Raw genomic sequence first — 15636 nt, forward strand, 5'->3', positions numbered from 1 at the left:
GGTCCGGCCATAGGAGACGAGCTTGCCTTCCACTGTCGCTCAGGATGTTACCGCACGTTCCCAGGCCGTCGATGCCCGGCTCACTCGTGCAGCCATCTTCCTCGTGGTGTCGATGGGCGCGGGTGCAAAGCCCGAGATGGCGGTGCGAAATCTCTGCGCAATCCTTTCCTCGCTGGTGCGTGGCGTCGGCTTTAGGGCAGCGGATGGAGGGCTTTCCTGCATCATGGGGATCGGCTCCGATGCCTGGGACCGACTGTTCGGGGCACCGCGGCCGAAGGAGCTGCATCCGTTCCGGGAAATTCATGGCGTCCATCATGCGCCTTCGACACCCGGCGACCTGCTGTTCCACATTCGCGCCGCACGGCAGGACCTGTGCTTCGAGATGGCCGCGCAGATCGTGAAGCGCCTCGCCGGCGTCGCCTCGGTCACGGACGAGGTGCATGGCTTCCGCTACTTCGATGATCGCGACTTACTGGGCTTCGTCGATGGGACGGAAAACCCCGTCGAGCAGGGGGCGAGAGATGCCACGGTGATCGGGGCGGCGGACGATCCGGTCTTCGCTGGCGGCAGCTATGTGATCGTCCAGAAATACCTCCATGACCTCGACAAGTGGAACGCGATTCCCGTCGAGCAACAGGAGAAGATCGTCGGGCGCGAGAAACTGTCGGACATCGAGCTGGACGAGGCAGCGAAGCCGAGCTTCGCGCACAACGTCCTCACCAACATCGAGGAGGACGGCGAGCAACTCCAGATCCTGCGCGACAACATGCCGTTCGGCGATGTCGGCAAGGGGGAGTTCGGCACCTATTTCATCGGTTACGCCCGCTCACCCACGCGGATCGAGCGGATGCTCGACAATATGTTCATCGGCCTGCCGCCCGGCAACTACGATCGCCTGCTCGATGTCAGCCGGGCCGTGACCGGCTCGCTCTATTTCGTGCCGTCGGCCGACTTTCTGGACGCCGTGACGCCGGGGCCGCCTGCGGCCGATGGCGACGATAGCAATGGCGATGAAGCGGTGGCTGCGCCGGCACCCACGGCTCCGACCCCGGAGGCTCCAACGGCATTGGACGGATCGCTCCGCATTGGATCACTCAAAGACGAGGCCGGACATGAATAACCTCCATCGCGAACTCGCCCCGATCTCAGACGCCGCCTGGGCACAGATCGAACAAGAGGCGACCCGAACCCTCAAGCGCTATCTGGCCGCGCGCCGCGTCGTGGACGTGCCGGACCCGAAGGGGGCTACGCTCGCGGCCGTGGGCACGGGCCACACCAAGCCGATCGATGCGCCGAGCGATGGCGTCCAGGCCGTGCGGCGTGCGGCGTGCGGCCAATGCCGTAGTCGAACTGCGCGTGCCCTTCACGCTGACCCGCGCTGCGATCGACGATGTGGAGCGTGGCTCCGAAGATTCCGACTGGCAGCCGCTCAAGGAAGCTGCCCGCACGATCGCCTTTGCCGAAAATCGTGCGATCTTTGATGGCTATGCCGCTGCCGATATCGGCGGCATCCGTCCCGGCGCGAGCAACGAGCCGGTGCCGCTGCCCACGGCCGTCGCCGGATATCCCGCCATCGTCGCCCAAGCCGTCGACCGGTTGCGCCTTGCCGGGGTCGAGGGGCCTTATCGACTGGTGCTGGGCGATGATCCGTTCACCGCGATCAGCGGCGGCAGCGAGGAGGGCTATCCGGTGCTCCAGCACATCAATCGTCTGGTGGATGGCGATATCATCTGGGCGCCGGGCATCACGGGCGGCGTCGTCCTGACAACACGGGGCGGCGATTTCGAACTCGATCTCGGACAGGACTTGTCGATTGGCTATCTCAGCCACACCGCCGAGGTGGTTGAGCTGTACCTGCAAGAGAGCTTCACCTTCCGGCTGCTGACGAGCGAGGCGGCTGTTTCGCTCCCGACAGCGGAAGCGTCGGCGCAGCCGGCGTGAAGGCGTTGCCGGTTGCGCCGCCCCCACGCGGGCCGCAGCGAGGGGTGGGACGATGATAAGTCTCGTCGGTTGGCTCGCCACGATCGCGACGATGATCGCGGCGATGATGACGGCTTCCAACCTGGGCGCGCGCGTGACGGGCTGGGGCTTCGTGGTGTTCAGCATCAGCTCGGTTTGCTGGACCACATTGGGCTACGCCACAGGACAGACAGCCTTGGTTGCCACCAATGGATTCCTGATGCTGACGAACCTCGTCGGTATCTGGCGATGGTTGGGGCAGCAGACCAAATATGAGGATGGCGGCCGATCGGCCGAAACAGCCAGCCAAAGATCCGATACGCCGAACCTGTTCACCGCGACCGGCCTGATCGGCATGGCGGTTGATGACAAGAGCGGGATGAATCTGGGCCGGGTTGTCGAGGCCCTGATCGAATGTTCGACCGGCAGGATAAACTATGTGGTGATCTCGGACGAGCGATATGCCGGTCTTGAAGAGACATTGCGAGCGGTGCCGCTCGAATCCCTCAGGATCGGCTACACGCGCATGACGCTGTTGCTGGACGGCCCGAGCTTCCTGTCACAGCCCGGCCTCAAAAGTCGTGACTGGCCCGCCTTCGCTCCGATCAATCCCTAGCAAGCGATCGCTCAAACCAATTGGAGCGCGCGATCATGATCTTGACCGGGGCCAAGAAAGCGCAGGATCAGGATACGGTGGGCTTCTGGCCGGTAGAGGATGCCATAGCGGCGATAGGAACGGCGACGGATACCGTAGCGCTCATAGCGAGGCACCAGAGGATAGCCCTGGGGCAGATCGGCAAGGCGACGGGCCGCCTCACGCAATTCCTCGACAAAGCTGATGGCTCTCGCGGGATTGTCCTTTTCGATATGTTCGGCGATGTGATCGAGGTCGGCCAGCGCATCCGGCGTCAGGATGACTTTCATTGCGGCTGAGCGCTTGCCCGTGTCCGAATCCTGTCGATGATAGCATCGCAGGCGTCGTCGAGGTCGTGGGTGCGCCCCGCCTCCGCATCGGCAAGGCCGCGTTCGATCGAGGCGTCAAGATCATGCAGCCACCGTTCGACATCCTGCGTCTCACCCTGATCGCGCCGAATGAGATCGCGAACATAATCACTCACGCTGGCATAATGCCCGCTGTCGATGCGGCGCTGGACGTAATCCCGCATGGGGTCTGGAAGGGAGACGTTCATCGAAGCCATAAATCACCTCACTACCATTATGGCAAAAACTGCCATTGGTTTCAAGGCGCCTGCCTCTCTTGTGCAGCCGTTCCCCCTTCGGGTCATCCCACCGGCGAGGGCAAGATCACATAACGCTAAGCGACCTTTGCCTCGCCCACCATAACAATATGTTGGAAAAGCTTGCTGGTGCGTTCCCCGGCAGGGGCGGCCATGGCGGCGGCGATCGCGGCTTGGTTCAAGCGGTGGTGGGTCGGGGCCGTGCCGCCGCCTCCGGATTGCGGCCCAGGACCATGAGCAGGCGGGGCCGAGCCAGGGGCGCCATTATCATCCGCCTCGGCCGCGGCGATCACCCGCAGGCTGTTTATCGGTGCGGTGGGCTCGGGTCGAATGTTCGGCATTTGCGGTGCGGGGATCTTGGTCAGTGCGACCATGGCCTTCTCCGTATAATAGCGGATTTTCTTGCCATAGACGGGCGGGATGCCGAGGCGCAGGACGATCATGTCCTTGAGCTGCCCCCTTCTGAGTGGTCCATCGACTATGACAGTCTGGACCAAGGAAGGGACGACGAATGCCTGCGAAGAAGCACAAGCCCGAAGAGATCATCGGGAAGCTGCGTGAGGTTGAGATCATGCTGGGTCAGGGCGGCACGACCGCTGAGGCTTGCCGGCGGATCGCAGTCAGCGAGCAGACCTACTATCGCTGGCGCAAGGAATATGGGGGCCTGAAGACGGATCAGGCTCGGCGAATGAAGGATCTTGAGAAGGAGAATGCCCGGTTGCGGCGCGCGATCTCGGACCTGACGCTGGACAAGCTCATCTTGCAGGAGGCGGCAAAGGGAAACTTCTGAGCCCCGCACGGCGCCGACGCTGCGTCGATCAGGTGCGGGCTGTGCTGGATGTGTCCGAGCGGCGTGTGTGCCGCGTGCTCGGCCAGCACCGGTCTACGCAGCGCAAGGAACCGTGCGGGGCAGATGACGAGCAATTGCTGACCGAGGATATCATTGCCTTGGCCAGACAGTACGGGCGCTACGGCTATCGGCGGGTGACCGCGCTGCTGCATGCGGCGGGTTGGTCAGTGAACCACATGGCGTAATCAGGAGCGGTGCTCGTTGGGATAGCCTGTCGTCCCCTGAAGAGGAGGACGGAAGATGACCTGCTATGTTGGCCTAGATGTGTCGATGAAGGAGACCGCGATCTGCGTCGTGGACGAAACGGGCGATCGCATATGGGACGGTAAGTCGCGAACGGACCCGGACGCTATTGCGGCCGTGCTGGCGCGGAGGGCCGCAGGAGCCGTGAGGATCGGTATCGAGACGGGCCCGATGACCGTGTGGTTGTGGCACGCATTGACCGAGCGAGAGCTGCCGGTGGTGTGTCTTCATGCCAGGCATGCTGCGGCAGCGCTGAAGCTGCAGATGAACAAGACGGACCGCAACGACGCGTTTGGGTTGGCACGGCTGGTCCGCTCGGGCTGGTACCGGCCGGTCGCTGTTCGCTCGATGGATACGCACCGGTTGCGTGCGCTCCTGATCACGCGAGACCAGCTGGTCGGCATGAGCACCGCGCTCATCAACAAGATACGCGGCCTGGCGAAGACTTTCGGCATTCTGGTCGGACCCGGGAAGGGTGGCACCTTCGAACGTCAGGTCCGGGCAACGCTGCCGGACGATCCGGTGGTCGCCGCACTGTTCGAGAGCCTACTGGCGATGCTGAGCACATTGCGGGAGCAACAGCTTGCCATTGCCAAGCAGCTCGCCCGGGTTGCCCGGCAAAGCGGCGCCTGCCGCTTGATGATGACGATGCCCGGCGTCGGACCGCTGACGGCCGTCAGCTTCATGACCACCATCGAGGATCCTCACCGGTTCCGACGCTCGCAGGATGTCGGCGCCTATCTCGGTCTCACTCCGCGTCGCTACCAGTCGGGCGAGGTCGACATCAACGGCCGCATCTCCAAGTGCGGAGATCGTCTCACCCGCAAGCTGCTGTTCGAAGCGGCCAATGTCATGCTGTCGCGGACCTCGCAGGCGTCGGCGCTGAAGGACTGGGCTGCCGCCATCGGCCGGAGATCGGGCTTCTGGAAGGCGCGCGTTGCGCTGGCCCGCAAGCTGGCGGTGATCCTCCACCGGATGTGGATCGACGGGCGAGGCTTTGACCCAAAGGTGACTGCCATGGCCTGATATCTGCTTTCCGAGCTGCCGCCCCGCCAGGGTGCGGCCACGGCCATCTCGTGACCCGCTTCGTGACCATCTGGAACACGGGAACCACATCGAGAGGCCGGCGATCTGGCGCCATGCTGAGGCTGGACCCGTCCTGACCTCGAAGACGACAACGATGCGCAAAAGAAGATCGACTACGAGCACCTTGGCAAACGGCTTGACCGATTAGACGACAAGCGGGTGGAACGTATCTGGCGACGCGAAGGGCTGAAAGTCCCGCAGAAACAACCCAAGCGCGGGCGGCTGTGGCTGAACGACGGTTCGTGCATCCGGCTGCGACCACAATATCCAGGGCATGTCTGGGCCTATGATTTCGTCGAAGGGCGCACCCATGATGGGCGCAAGTTCCGCATTCTGACCATCATCGACGAGGCCAGCAGGGAATGTCTGGCGCTGGTGGTCGCGCGTCGGCTCAACCATGAGGATGTGCTGGCGGCACTCGCCGAGCTGTTCATCGAGCGCGGTCCACCAGCCCATATCAGGTCCGATAACGGCAGCGAGTTCATCGCGACTGCGGTCCAGAAATGGCTCGGGAAGATCGGCGTGACGACGCTCTACATCGCACCGGGTTCGCCTTGGGAGAACGGCTATAACGAGAGCTTCAACGGCTCGCTGCGCGACGAACTGCTCAATGGCGAAATCTTCTACAGCCTTGCCGAGGCCAAGGTGCTGATCGAGGCATGGCGGCGCCACTACAACACCGTCCGGCCACACAGCAGCCTGGGCTACCGCCCGCCAGCCCCGGAAGCGGCCGCACCGCCATTGCCGATCTCCGGTTCCGCTTCGCTCCACCTCCGACCGGCAATGGCGGTAGAGACGACGATGCACTAACTATCAACCCGGACCACCCGGTGGGGGCTGCTCAGAGCACCGCCCGTTCGGCTGCCCATGCCTGGGCGACCGTCAGTTCCTTCCGCTCGGGATGCCGGTGCATGTCGGCCCAGCGCCGACACTCGGCCTCCAGCCAACCGTTCAGCTCCTCGAGGCTGGTAAATCGCAGGCGTGGCTGGAAGAAGCGGCCGCGCGCGGTCTGTACCTGGTTCTCGACCTGACCCTTCTCCCAGCCCGACGCCGGTGAGCAGGCGGTCGGCTCGACCATGTAATGGTTGGCCATGACCAGGAAGCGCCGGTTGAAGACCCGCTCCTTGCCCGTGAACACGCTCGTCACCGCCGTCTTCATGTTGTCGTAGATGCCGCGCGTCGGCACGCCTCCGAAGAAGGCGGCGTGAACACGCTCTACATCACGCCAGGCTCGCCATGGGAGAACGGCTACAACGAGAGCTTCAATGGCTCGCTGCGTGACGAGCTGCTTAACGGAGAGATCTTCTACAGCCTCGCCGAGGCCAGAGTGCTGATCGAGGCGTGGCGGCGCCACTACAACACCATCCGGCCACATAGCAGCCTGGGCTATCGCCCACCCGCACCAGAAGCGGCGACGCCGCCATTGCCGGCCTCCGGTTCCGCTTCGCTCCACCTGCGCCCGGCAATGGCGGCGGAGACGACAATGCACTAACTATCTACCCGGACCACCCGGTGGGGGCTGCTCACGAAGGCTATTGCGACGCACTCTCAAATCACCTATTGCGTTGGTGAGAGAGATTCGCAAAAGGGTCAACGGTGAGAAATCTTGGTATTGGAACTGCACTCGGCTTCGGGCTGCTCACCGTCCCGGCAATGGCTCAAGACCAGTTCCTGCCGGGCCCCGGCAGCACCTCGCAAACGATCATCGTGACCGGCGTCCGCGACGGCTATCAGATCGATGCGACCAGCACCGCCACGCGCACACCGACCGAGCTCAACGATGTCCCCCAAGCGGTATCGATCATCACGGAAACGCAGATCGACGACCAGGCGATGCGCTCTATTGCCGATGTACTACGCTATGTCCCCGGCGCCGTAATCTCTCAAGGTGAGGGACACCGCGATCAGATCATCCTGCGCGGGAACAGCAGCACCGCGGACTTCTTCGTCGATGGCTTGCGTGACGACGTGCAATATTATCGCGGCCTCTACAATGCAGAGAGGATCGAGGTTTTGAAAGGTCCCAACGCGATGATCTTCGGGCGCGGCGGCGGCGGGGGCGTGATCAACCGCGTCACCAAGCGCCCTGTCGCCAACGCCTTCATCAGCGGCAGCGGTTCGGCGGACACATATGGCGCATGGTATGTCGACGCCGACATCAGTCAGCCACTCAGCGAGTCCGTCTCCACCCGGATGAACGCCGTTTACGAGGAGTTCCGAAACAATCGCGACTTCTATGACGGGCGCCGGGTTGCGATCAACCCGACCGTCGCGCTCTCGCTCGGCGGTGCGACTCGGATCGATCTGGGCTTCGAATATAACAGCGACAAGCGAACGATCGACCGAGGCGTCCCCTCGGCCGTCCAGGGCTCGCTCACGAGCCCATCACGTCCGCTTACCGGCGTCCGCGACACCTTCTTCGGTGTGCCGGGGTTCAACGTCAGCGATTTCGAGGCCAAGGTCCTAAATGGCCGCGTTGAGCACCGCTTCAGCGACAATCTGACCCTGACCAGCCGGATCCTGTACGGTGATTATGACAAGCTCTATCGGAACGCCTTTGCGGTAACCCCGGTCACGCCGCGCGGCGGCGTCCGCAGCGTCGGCCTCGAAGCGTATAGCGATCCCACGACGCGCACGAACCTGCTCAACCAGAACGACCTTGTGTGGACCGTCACCACCGGCCCCGTTCGCCACGTGCTGCTCGCCGGCTTCGAAGTTAGCGACCAGCGCACGCGCAACCAGCGGATCAACGGCTTTTTCGGGGGTGGCGATATCGTCAATGGGGGGCGGCGCGTCTTTGTCGGGTTGGCCGACCCGATCACGGTGCCGCCGGTTACGCTGCGCACCGCCGCCAACACCGGCTACCGGTCGGTCCGCACGAACGCCGACGTCACTGCCTTCTACGTGCAGGACCAGATCTCGATCGGCGACCATGTCGATGTCATCGGCGGCGTTCGCCGCGACCGCTTCACGCTCAACGTCGACGACCTGGTTGCCGCACAGAGCTATAGCCGCACGGACACCCTGTGGTCTCCCCGAGTGGGCGTGGTGCTCAAGCCGGTGCAACCTGTCTCGATATACGCCAGCTATAGCCGGTCCTTCCTGCCGCAGTCGGGGGATCAATTCTCATCACTCGATATCACTAGCGCCGCGCTGGAACCGGAAAGGTTCGACAACTACGAGCTTGGCCTCAAGTGGGATATCCTGCCCACGCTGAACCTGACGGCCGCCATCTACCAGCTCGACCGCACCAACACCCGCGCGGCCGACCCCAACGACGCCGCGCGGACGGTGCTGACGGGTGCTCAGCGCAGTAAGGGGTTCGAACTCGGCCTTAGCGGTGCGATCACAGCACAGTGGCAGATCAGCGCGGGCTATGCGCTGCAGGACGCGACAATTCGCAAAACGACGAGTGTCGCCCCGGCCGGGCGCGAGGTTCCGCTGGTTCCCAAACAGCAGGCTTCGCTGTGGACCCGCTACGACCTCACCCCTCGCCTTGGGGCCGGGGTCGGGGTCTATCACCAGTCGAAGAGCTTCACCTCCATCAGCAATACCGCCATCCTACCCGCCTTCACGCGCGTCGATGCCGCAGCATTCTTCAAGCTCACCCCCCAGATCGAGGCGCAAATCAACGTCGAGAATCTGCTTAACAGCGATTATTTCTCGTCCGCCTACAACGACAACAACATCATGCCCGGCGCGCCGACGACGGTGCGCGCGACGGTTAGAATGAGGTTATAACGGCCAACTTGGTCGGTTGCGAGCATATGAACCTTGCAAAAGTCGGTGAGACGCCGCTGGCCGGTTTAGAAACCAGTCTTCGCCGATGGATCACAGGACTGGCGCATGAACTCCAGGGCATCACCGACGCGGCGCACCGCGTCGTTGTCCCCGACGAATATATCGAGACCCTCGTAGGGCTGCGCGCCCCCTTTGATCTCCACCGACGCCTGGGGCGCGTTGGCCGAGTAAAGCGGTCGGATCGCAACCACCTGATCGAGTTTCACGCTGAGGGCGCTTTTGTCGGCGAGCGTGAGCGTAACGAGGCAACCACCTTTCACTCCTACGCTCGTGATCCTGCTGCTCCGCACGAAACCCGGCCAAGGCTTTGCGACGGCTGTGCCGCGGGTCAGCATGTCCTGGATGAATTTCGAAGCACCCGCCACGGTTCGTGGCGCGGCAGGCACCGCTTGCTGAGCCGCCACGGGCGCGGCGCTGCCGAGCGAAAGTGCGCAGATCAATAGGTGAGGACGAAGGAGCATCAGTGAACTGTAGCCGACCCTAGTCTTGCGTGGCGATAGGGAAAGGCGGTGCGGGCGCCCGATGCCGGGCAGGAAACAACGGCACGCCACCCCTGTGATGGCCGTAGCCGTAATCACCTACGTCGAGCTGAAGAAGGCAATTCGCATAGCTCTCCGTTCCAGGCTGGAAGCCATAACTCGCACACGCCGCCCGATGGCGAGCGGCCATTTCTCGCGGACTGACACAGCCAGAAAGCACGAGCGACGTCGAGATGGCGAGAAGCTTGAAAGCGTCACGCACCATTGTCCTGGTCCAAACACGGGCGGAACCCAAAGGGAAGAGCGCCGCCCTAGGCGCAGAATGAACCAGTCCGCAACAAAAGCCAAATGCCATTGTGGCCGGGACTCGCGATGGGAAAGCGGTCGACAACAACGTCACATTAACCTTCTTCCTTCACGGTGGAAGCCGGACCAACCCCGACGCGAGCATAGATGTCGCTTTTCCTCGATCAGACGTTTGCGAGCACCGGGTTAGCTGCGATCCTATTCGGCATCGTCGGCCTCGGCTGCGTGGTGAGCTGGCCGCTCCTACCCTCGCGCCGGGGAGCGCTCATGGTGCAAGGCACCGGCGCGTGCGCCTTCGCGCTGCACTTCGCGCTGATCGGCGCGCCTACCGCTTCGGCCGCATGCGTTCTTTCCCTGATGCAGCTCACCGTCGCGCTGGTGGTTCGTGACCGGGTTGCCAAGCTCGCGCTCGACGGCGCGACGTTGCTCGCGCTGCTATTGCTTACCGTGGCGACCTGGCATGGGCTCCTATCCGGCCTTGCCGCTTGCGGCGGGGCTGCTTCCTTCATGGCACGGACCCAGCGATCAACGACGCGGATGAAGATGGTCTTTCTCGTGGCCGCCCCCTTCTGGCTGGCCCACAATCTTCTCATTGGCGCACCGTTCGCCTTGGCCGTTGATCTTGTATCTGTCGCAGGCAATCTGCTTGGGCTTTTTGCCTTTTGGAAGCGGAAACAGCGTGGAGCGGACGGGCCACGCAGCCTAAGCTGTCCGACGCAGCTTTCCCCACGTCACGCTTTCCGCTCTGGTCACCTATCCCTCGGCAAACTCGCGATTCCAAAGCGCGCGCGCGCGTTACAGGGAGCCCAAGTCTTCACATGACACAGGCGATATACGCGCCCCCACTCCCGCCGGCGCGTTCGATAGCTCAAGTAGGCGGAAAGCGGAGTTGGAGCGAGCCACGCCCGGCGAACCTTGCCGACGCTAAAGCTTTGGTACGCTTGAAGATCGCCCTCGCTCGCGAAGCGGAACATATGATCTTCGATGTCCGAGATCGAGGGGAACTCCTGCGCCGCACAACTGTGGAGCTGAGCGCCGCCGTAGCCGGCGAACGAGGCATCTTCGTCCTGCAACGCATAGGCGACCTCGTCGGCTACATAGATGTGCGGAGCGTGTGCATCGAAGGCGCTGCCGAATTTGCCTCGTTTAATCTGGCTATCCGGACACGGTGGCAGGGACGTGGGCTCGGAACAAGTCTGGTGAAATCCGCCGAGGAATGGGTACGTCGCCGCAGGATACCTTTCCTGATCTTCCACGTTGCTGTTCGCAACGACCGGGCGTTCGCACTCTACCAACGGCTTGGCTATACCGTGTGCGGAGATGTGGTGGCGGCCAACAAAGAATCGGGCGCTACACGTAGCGGCGTGTGCTCGCAAACAGCCTGATTTCCTGCTCACGCTTTCTGCCACTGGCGGGGAGCGTCCTGCTCGAATTATCTGCCAGTGTGCTCGCCATCACCGGCGCTGCTTGCAAACGGGGCGTTGTGCTCACGCTCCGTGCCAATGGGCTCTCCAAACCCGTAGCCGGCAAGCGCTTTTGCGAAGCAGGTTTCCAGAACAGTTCTGACAAGCGGCGGGCCGCAGAAATGCGTTGTCGTCATGGCCCGCCCGCGAGGTCGTCAGAAAGGAAGGTTTTCGCGAACAGGGCCAGCGCATAATAGGCGATGACACCACGCAAGCGGAAAGGGTGCGATGACCAAAACCGAAATGCTGGAGACGATGAAACGCCTCGACGCCCATGCGAATGCCCTGCTGCTGATCGGTGCTTCCGATATCGATCTGCTCGGCGGCATGTTCGACGTGATGCCGGACTTCAAGGCGCTGCTCGATGCCGGATACGGCGAAGAGATCGAGAGAAACGCCGGTCGCTTCCCCGGCCTGCACCGCTACGCCGTCATGCTCTCAAATATCGCCGAAGGGATCGCGGACGGCTCCATCCGGGTGCCACGCTGACGCCACTCCCGCTGGCAGATAATGTGAGCAGGCGACCATGACTGCGAGCAGCGCCGGATGATGGCGAGCACATTGGCAATTAGCGTGAGCAGACTGCTCCGCCCATTGTCAGATAATCCGAGCAGAAAATCGCTCCGTTTGCGAGCACACGCCGCTACGATTGCAAGCGCCTACATGCATCCATAATCGCTCCCGCGACCGGCACGATGCTGCCGCCAAATCGTTGATGGCCTGACGGAAATTCGAGGGAGAACATCGAATGCGTAGCCTGGTTGCTGTGTTCACGGTCGGGATATTCGCGATCGCGACCCCTGCCGGCGCGCAGGACATGCCCGGCGCAGTCGATCTGGGCGCGCAAGCGCGCACCCAGGTTCAGTCAGCGACTGCTCGTGGCTATGCCGAACGGGGCGGGGCGGCGACCGCGCGAGGTCCGAACGGGGTGCCACTGTCCGCTCGCGCGAAAAGCTATTGCGACAGCTATTCCGCACGGTTGCGCCAGTACGGCGCGAAGGATGGGCGAGTGATGAAGCTGGCAGCGGCCTGCCGGCAGGCAGGCTATCGCTATTGATCTCACCGCGCGATCGGCACCTGATCGATCCGCGTGGTCCAGGACGGGCTCTTGAAAGCACGCTTGGTGTCGTAGCTCTTCTGGCCAAAGCCCTCGGAGGCAAGCCGCATCGTGTTGCGGCCGAACCGCCCGTTGAGCCCGTCGATCGCGGCGAGCAGGGCAGGGGATCGCGGATCGGGCACCGCGAACAGGTCGGCCTGGTGCGCGGTCATCGGCTCCAGCCCCTCGAGCATGACGCCGCACTTGGTGTAGACGCCGCCAGTTTCGTACATGACATCCGCCATGCGGCCCGCCATACCGCCGATCACGCGCGGATCATTGGTCGCCGGCGACAGCCGCGCTATGCGCGAGGCGGACGGCGCGTTGGGCTTGAACCGGCTTCCGTGGGCAAAGGCGATCAGGCGGGTGGCAGCGAGATCCTGCGCGCGGATCTTCTCGGCCGCGCGGACCGCGCGGCGCACCATCGCCTCGCGCAGCGCCGCGACCTCGCGCACCGGCTCACCGAAGCAGCGGGTCACCGCGGTCGCCTTGGACGGGGGCGGCTCCGGCTCGAAATCGGTGCATTCGACGCCGTTCAGCTCGCGCACGAGCCGCTCCAGCACCACCGTCCCCACGTCGCGCGCGACCTCCGGGGGGAGGGCGGCAAGATCGGCCGTCGTCCTGACGCCGAGCGGTCGCAGCCGCTCGGTCATCGCTCGCGCGATGCCCCAGACCTCCTCGACCGGCCATTGCGCGAACAGGCGCCGCCGCAGCTCGATGTCGTGCAGGTCGACCACGCCCTTCCAGACCTTCTCCGACGCCTTGGCGAGGGCGTTGGCAACCTTGCTCAGCGTCCGGGTCGGGCCAAGCCCGATGCGGATCGGCAGGCCCGTCGCACGCTTGACGGCCGCGATCACGCGGTGCGCGGCAGCCACGTCGCCCAGGCCGTTCGGGAGCACCGGCAGGCGAAAGAACGATTCGTCGATCGAGTACACCTCGACCGTGCAACTGTGCTCGGCGAGGACCTGATTGAAGCGACGATTCATGTCGGCATACAATTCGTAGGAACTGCTGCGGTATTGGATGCCATGCTCGCGGACGATATCACGAATCTTGAACATCGGCGCACCCATCTTGATGTGCAGCGCCTTGGCCTCCTCGGAGCGCGCGATGGCGCAGCCGTCCCCGTTACTCAGCACGATGAGCGGTTTATCGCGCAGCGACGGGTCGAATACCCTCTCCGACGAGCAATAGAAGTTGGAGACGTCAGCGATCGCCCACATGGCGGTCAGCCCTGCAGGTTGCGCACGGAGGCGCGGACGACGCCCCACACTTCGACACTCTCATCCGCGATCACCGCGTCGTAGCGCATCCGCGCGTTGCGGGCCTCGAGGACCGGCTTGCCGTCGCGCCAGACCAACTGGCGGATCACGAAGCCCCCGTCGACCACGGCGATGACGATGCGGCCGCTAACCGGCGTGGCGTCGCGATCGACCACCACCACGTCGTCATCATAGATTCCAGCGTCGATCATGGACTGTCCGCTGACCCGGAACACGAAGCTGGCGGCGCGGTCGAGGCGCAGCAGCGCCACGAGATCGATCGCGGTTTCCTCCCAGTCCTGGGCAGGCGAGGGGAAGCCAGCGCCGGCCGCGCTCACCACCCTCAGGCGAAACGCTGGCGGCAGATCGGCGATCGGCATCGGTTGGGACAGGGGAATCACACACGCGGACATGCGCGCATGATATGCTGGATAAGAACATGAAGGGAACGAGATTTTCCTTTTGTTCTCATTTCGCATGACTCATAGAGTCATGGATGCCGATCCGCCCCGAAAACCGCTGGCTGTACCCGATCGACTGGCCGCTGCTGTCGGACCAGATCCGGTTCGTGCGGGCAGGAGGGCGCTGCGAACGCTGCCGGCGACCGCATCTTCGGCACGTCGCGCATCTGGGCGATGGGCGCTGGTGGGATAGCGAAGCGCGATGCTGGCGATCGGGAGAGGGGCGGCGGGTGAACGTCGGCGACCTGTTCGCGCTAGACGTCGTGCGGATCACCTATGTCGTGCTCGCCTGTGCTCACCTCGATCATGATCCGAGCAATAGCGCGCCGCGGAACCTCGCCGCGCTATGCCAGCGATGTCACATGATCCACGATGCCGAGGAGCATCGCTGGCAACGCTGGTGGAACGCGTTTCGGCTGCGCGCGCTGCAGGATCTTTACGAAGATCCGCGACACGCTCGCGCGCGGGATCGACGGCGCGGCTAATTCGCGACTGACTGGCCAAGCCTTAGCTGCGGAAAAGCCACGTCAGTCTCTGCAAGACCGATGCCGGAAATAAGCTAAGTCTTTGATTTAACATAAGATATCTTATCGAACAAAACAGGAACGTGGCTTGTGCCGGCTTGGCAACAGCGGCTTAACCAGCGGCCGAACTCTTAACTTGGCTCAATAGTCGAGGTTGCGTTTTTCCATCTGTGCGGCCGCGAGGTCCGCGACCGGACCAGCGCCTTCGGCCAGCTCGTAGATCGCTATCACAGCCCTGTCGTCGAGACGCTCGACCATTGCCTGGACCGCTGACCAGTTAGCCACGTCGAGCGCGACCGTCGTGCTTTCGTTACCGGACACGGCGATCGGCCGCATCAGCCATCTTCGACCAGCGATCGGCCGAATGCAGCATACGGTCCCTAGCATGGGGCAGAACGAGCTGCTGGGCCTCGGCAAGGTCGGCCGCTGCCCTCGCGCGGTAGTCGGCTGCGGTATCGGCCATGAAGTCCCCTCAGTTTAGGCCAGCGTTCTAAAACCCTGGCCCGTTTATCACTTGCCGTTCATCCGATCGCGGACCGCCTTCGCCGGCGCGAACGTCAGCTTGCGTGACGCCGCGATCGTGATCGCCTCGCCCGTCGACGGGTTGCGCCCCTGGCGCTCTGGGGTGTCCTTCAGCTTGAACTTGCCGAACCCGTTGAGGCTGACTTCCTCGCCGGTCGCGACAGCCGCGGTGATGTTCGCAAGGATCGCATCGATGACCTTCCTGGCGTCCGCCTTTGCGAGGCCATGGGTATTGGAGAGCTGTTCGGCCAGATCGGATGTCGTCGTCATGAACACGTCCCGGTGGTGAATGATTGGACCGGCCTTAGCCCGGTTCACGTCGCGCCGCCATCGGGAGTTGCCTCCT

At 63.4% G+C, this 15636-nt stretch carries 19 protein-coding genes and 5 pseudogenes; 14 read left to right on the forward strand and 10 right to left on the reverse strand.

All coding sequences use genetic code 11. The annotated features are described in order from the left end of the window. Positions 1–22 precede the first annotated feature (22 nt). From ACM61V_RS21610 to ACM61V_RS21625, 4 genes and pseudogenes are all read left to right on the forward strand, one after another. Positions 23–1120: a Dyp-type peroxidase gene (locus ACM61V_RS21610; protein WP_082824898.1), complete on the forward strand. Its 1098-nt coding sequence runs from the start codon at positions 23–25 to the stop codon at positions 1118–1120. Next, positions 1113–1256, forward strand: a pseudogene (locus ACM61V_RS21615) (encapsulin); the annotation flags it as partial. The gene ACM61V_RS21610 and the pseudogene ACM61V_RS21615, both read left to right, overlap by 8 nt. Before the next feature lie 43 nt (positions 1257–1299). Further along, positions 1300–1941, forward strand: a complete 642-nt coding sequence (locus ACM61V_RS21620) for a family 1 encapsulin nanocompartment shell protein (protein ID WP_241215470.1) — start codon at positions 1300–1302, stop codon at positions 1939–1941. A gap of 52 nt (positions 1942–1993) precedes the next feature. Next, positions 1994–2575 (forward strand): PRC-barrel domain-containing protein, encoded by a 582-nt coding sequence (locus tag ACM61V_RS21625; RefSeq protein WP_062127261.1) that lies wholly within the window; start codon positions 1994–1996, stop codon positions 2573–2575. An 11-nt stretch (positions 2576–2586) separates the two neighbouring features. On the opposite strand, the gene ACM61V_RS21630 is transcribed toward ACM61V_RS21625, so the two are convergent. The 3 genes from ACM61V_RS21630 to ACM61V_RS21640 all read right to left on the reverse strand — a co-directional run bounded on the left by ACM61V_RS21630 (position 2587) and on the right by ACM61V_RS21640 (position 3640). Then, on the reverse strand, positions 2587–2883 hold the full coding sequence (locus tag ACM61V_RS21630; RefSeq protein ID WP_021233331.1) for a type II toxin-antitoxin system RelE/ParE family toxin: 297 nt from the start codon (positions 2881–2883) through the stop codon (positions 2587–2589). Further along, on the reverse strand, positions 2880–3149 hold the full coding sequence (locus ACM61V_RS21635) for a type II toxin-antitoxin system ParD family antitoxin (RefSeq protein WP_026151880.1): 270 nt from the start codon (positions 3147–3149) through the stop codon (positions 2880–2882). Before ACM61V_RS21635 ends, ACM61V_RS21630 begins: the two co-directional genes overlap by 4 nt. A gap of 125 nt (positions 3150–3274) precedes the next feature. Beyond that, positions 3275–3640 (reverse strand): hypothetical protein, encoded by a 366-nt coding sequence (locus ACM61V_RS21640; protein ID WP_419714715.1) that lies wholly within the window; start codon positions 3638–3640, stop codon positions 3275–3277. Positions 3641–3708: 68 nt separating this feature from the next. Here ACM61V_RS21640 and ACM61V_RS21645 point away from each other — a divergent pair. From ACM61V_RS21645 to ACM61V_RS21655, 3 genes and pseudogenes are all read left to right on the forward strand, one after another. After that, positions 3709–4220: pseudogene (locus tag ACM61V_RS21645) on the forward strand (transposase); the annotation flags it as partial. A gap of 67 nt (positions 4221–4287) precedes the next feature. Further along, on the forward strand, positions 4288–5316 hold the full coding sequence (locus ACM61V_RS21650; RefSeq protein ID WP_020493465.1) for an IS110 family transposase: 1029 nt from the start codon (positions 4288–4290) through the stop codon (positions 5314–5316). Positions 5317–5520: 204 nt separating this feature from the next. Beyond that, a pseudogene (locus ACM61V_RS21655) lies at positions 5521–6186 on the forward strand (IS3 family transposase); the annotation flags it as partial. A gap of 34 nt (positions 6187–6220) precedes the next feature. Here ACM61V_RS21655 and ACM61V_RS21660 read toward each other — a convergent pair. Next, a pseudogene (locus tag ACM61V_RS21660) lies at positions 6221–6577 on the reverse strand (IS21 family transposase); the annotation flags it as partial. Between ACM61V_RS21660 and ACM61V_RS21665 the strand changes: the two are divergent. Then, positions 6578–6868, forward strand: a pseudogene (locus tag ACM61V_RS21665) (integrase core domain-containing protein); the annotation flags it as partial. A gap of 104 nt (positions 6869–6972) precedes the next feature. Further along, positions 6973–9117 (forward strand): TonB-dependent receptor, encoded by a 2145-nt coding sequence (locus ACM61V_RS21670; RefSeq protein WP_037569529.1) that lies wholly within the window; start codon positions 6973–6975, stop codon positions 9115–9117. Positions 9118–9182: 65 nt separating this feature from the next. On the opposite strand, the gene ACM61V_RS21675 is transcribed toward ACM61V_RS21670, so the two are convergent. Continuing rightward, complete coding sequence (locus ACM61V_RS21675) at positions 9183–9383, reverse strand: hypothetical protein (protein WP_007406354.1); 201 nt, start codon at positions 9381–9383, stop codon at positions 9183–9185. A 726-nt stretch (positions 9384–10109) separates the two neighbouring features. On the opposite strand from ACM61V_RS21675, the gene ACM61V_RS21680 reads away from it, so the two are divergent. The 4 genes from ACM61V_RS21680 to ACM61V_RS21695 all read left to right on the forward strand — a co-directional run bounded on the left by ACM61V_RS21680 (position 10110) and on the right by ACM61V_RS21695 (position 12482). Continuing rightward, entirely contained in the window at positions 10110–10784 is a 675-nt protein-coding gene (locus ACM61V_RS21680; protein ID WP_082731248.1) for a YgjV family protein, read from the forward strand. Continuing rightward, positions 10781–11347 carry a GNAT family N-acetyltransferase gene (locus ACM61V_RS21685; RefSeq protein WP_082731249.1) on the forward strand — a complete coding sequence of 189 codons (567 nt, stop codon included), beginning with the start codon at positions 10781–10783 and terminating at the stop codon, positions 11345–11347. The genes ACM61V_RS21680 and ACM61V_RS21685 overlap by 4 nt, the downstream gene beginning before the upstream one ends. A 306-nt stretch (positions 11348–11653) precedes the next feature. After that, positions 11654–11914, forward strand: a complete 261-nt coding sequence (locus ACM61V_RS21690) for a hypothetical protein (RefSeq protein ID WP_021320008.1) — start codon at positions 11654–11656, stop codon at positions 11912–11914. 259 nt (positions 11915–12173) lie between these two features. Further along, on the forward strand, positions 12174–12482 hold the full coding sequence (locus ACM61V_RS21695; RefSeq protein ID WP_010409222.1) for a hypothetical protein: 309 nt from the start codon (positions 12174–12176) through the stop codon (positions 12480–12482). 2 nt (positions 12483–12484) lie between these two features. Here the strand turns inward: ACM61V_RS21695 and ACM61V_RS21700 are convergent, their stop codons facing one another. Both ACM61V_RS21700 and ACM61V_RS21705 read right to left on the reverse strand, forming a co-directional pair. Next, entirely contained in the window at positions 12485–13744 is a 1260-nt protein-coding gene (locus ACM61V_RS21700) for a Y-family DNA polymerase (RefSeq protein ID WP_007406368.1), read from the reverse strand. A 5-nt stretch (positions 13745–13749) separates the two neighbouring features. Then, positions 13750–14163, reverse strand: a complete 414-nt coding sequence (locus tag ACM61V_RS21705; protein WP_007406310.1) for a LexA family protein — start codon at positions 14161–14163, stop codon at positions 13750–13752. Positions 14164–14279: 116 nt separating this feature from the next. Here ACM61V_RS21705 and ACM61V_RS21710 point away from each other — a divergent pair, with 116 nt between their 5' ends. Further along, positions 14280–14729 (forward strand): hypothetical protein, encoded by a 450-nt coding sequence (locus ACM61V_RS21710; protein ID WP_419714702.1) that lies wholly within the window; start codon positions 14280–14282, stop codon positions 14727–14729. Positions 14730–14909: 180 nt separating this feature from the next. Here ACM61V_RS21710 and ACM61V_RS21715 read toward each other — a convergent pair whose 3' ends face one another. Genes ACM61V_RS21715 through ACM61V_RS21725 form a run of 3 tightly spaced genes read right to left on the reverse strand, consistent with a single transcriptional unit; the run spans position 14910 to position 15560 of the window. Then, a complete protein-coding gene (locus tag ACM61V_RS21715) occupies positions 14910–15104 on the reverse strand; it encodes a hypothetical protein (protein ID WP_010409232.1) in 195 nt (64 codons plus the stop codon). Further along, positions 15079–15231, reverse strand: coding sequence for a hypothetical protein (locus tag ACM61V_RS21720; protein WP_007406311.1), 153 nt, complete (start codon positions 15229–15231; stop codon positions 15079–15081). The genes ACM61V_RS21715 and ACM61V_RS21720 overlap by 26 nt, the downstream gene beginning before the upstream one ends. 47 nt (positions 15232–15278) lie before the next feature. Further along, the gene (locus tag ACM61V_RS21725) at positions 15279–15560 is read right to left on the reverse strand and encodes an HU family DNA-binding protein (protein WP_010409234.1); all 282 of its coding nucleotides are present in this window, start codon (positions 15558–15560) and stop codon (positions 15279–15281) included. Between the last annotated feature and the right edge of the window lie 76 nt (positions 15561–15636).

The sequence above is a fragment of the Sphingomonas sp. TX0543 genome (assembly GCF_048565505.1).
In the GTDB taxonomy this organism is placed as follows: domain Bacteria; phylum Pseudomonadota; class Alphaproteobacteria; order Sphingomonadales; family Sphingomonadaceae; genus Sphingomonas.

Bases quoted from the DNA above. Each gene is read 5' to 3' on its own strand.
- ACM61V_RS21685 (WP_082731249.1), top strand. From the start codon at position 10,781: ATGACACAGGCGATATACGCGCCCCCACTCCCGCCGGCGCGTTCGATA.
- ACM61V_RS21625 (WP_062127261.1), top strand. From the start codon at position 1,994: ATGATAAGTCTCGTCGGTTGGCTCGCCACGATCGCGACGATGATCGCG.
- ACM61V_RS21705 (WP_007406310.1), bottom strand. From the start codon at position 14,163: ATGCCGATCGCCGATCTGCCGCCAGCGTTTCGCCTGAGGGTGGTGAGC.
- ACM61V_RS21725 (WP_010409234.1), bottom strand. From the start codon at position 15,560: ATGACGACGACATCCGATCTGGCCGAACAGCTCTCCAATACCCATGGC.
- ACM61V_RS21650 (WP_020493465.1), top strand. From the start codon at position 4,288: ATGACCTGCTATGTTGGCCTAGATGTGTCGATGAAGGAGACCGCGATC.
- ACM61V_RS21690 (WP_021320008.1), top strand. From the start codon at position 11,654: ATGACCAAAACCGAAATGCTGGAGACGATGAAACGCCTCGACGCCCAT.
- ACM61V_RS21720 (WP_007406311.1), bottom strand. From the start codon at position 15,231: ATGGCCGATACCGCAGCCGACTACCGCGCGAGGGCAGCGGCCGACCTT.
- ACM61V_RS21695 (WP_010409222.1), top strand. From the start codon at position 12,174: ATGCGTAGCCTGGTTGCTGTGTTCACGGTCGGGATATTCGCGATCGCG.
- ACM61V_RS21630 (WP_021233331.1), bottom strand. From the start codon at position 2,883: ATGAAAGTCATCCTGACGCCGGATGCGCTGGCCGACCTCGATCACATC.
- ACM61V_RS21715 (WP_010409232.1), bottom strand. From the start codon at position 15,104: ATGCGGCCGATCGCCGTGTCCGGTAACGAAAGCACGACGGTCGCGCTC.
- ACM61V_RS21700 (WP_007406368.1), bottom strand. From the start codon at position 13,744: ATGTGGGCGATCGCTGACGTCTCCAACTTCTATTGCTCGTCGGAGAGG.
- ACM61V_RS21635 (WP_026151880.1), bottom strand. From the start codon at position 3,149: ATGAACGTCTCCCTTCCAGACCCCATGCGGGATTACGTCCAGCGCCGC.
- ACM61V_RS21640 (WP_419714715.1), bottom strand. From the start codon at position 3,640: ATGATCGTCCTGCGCCTCGGCATCCCGCCCGTCTATGGCAAGAAAATC.
- ACM61V_RS21680 (WP_082731248.1), top strand. From the start codon at position 10,110: ATGTCGCTTTTCCTCGATCAGACGTTTGCGAGCACCGGGTTAGCTGCG.
- ACM61V_RS21620 (WP_241215470.1), top strand. From the start codon at position 1,300: ATGGCGTCCAGGCCGTGCGGCGTGCGGCGTGCGGCCAATGCCGTAGTC.
- ACM61V_RS21710 (WP_419714702.1), top strand. From the start codon at position 14,280: ATGCCGATCCGCCCCGAAAACCGCTGGCTGTACCCGATCGACTGGCCG.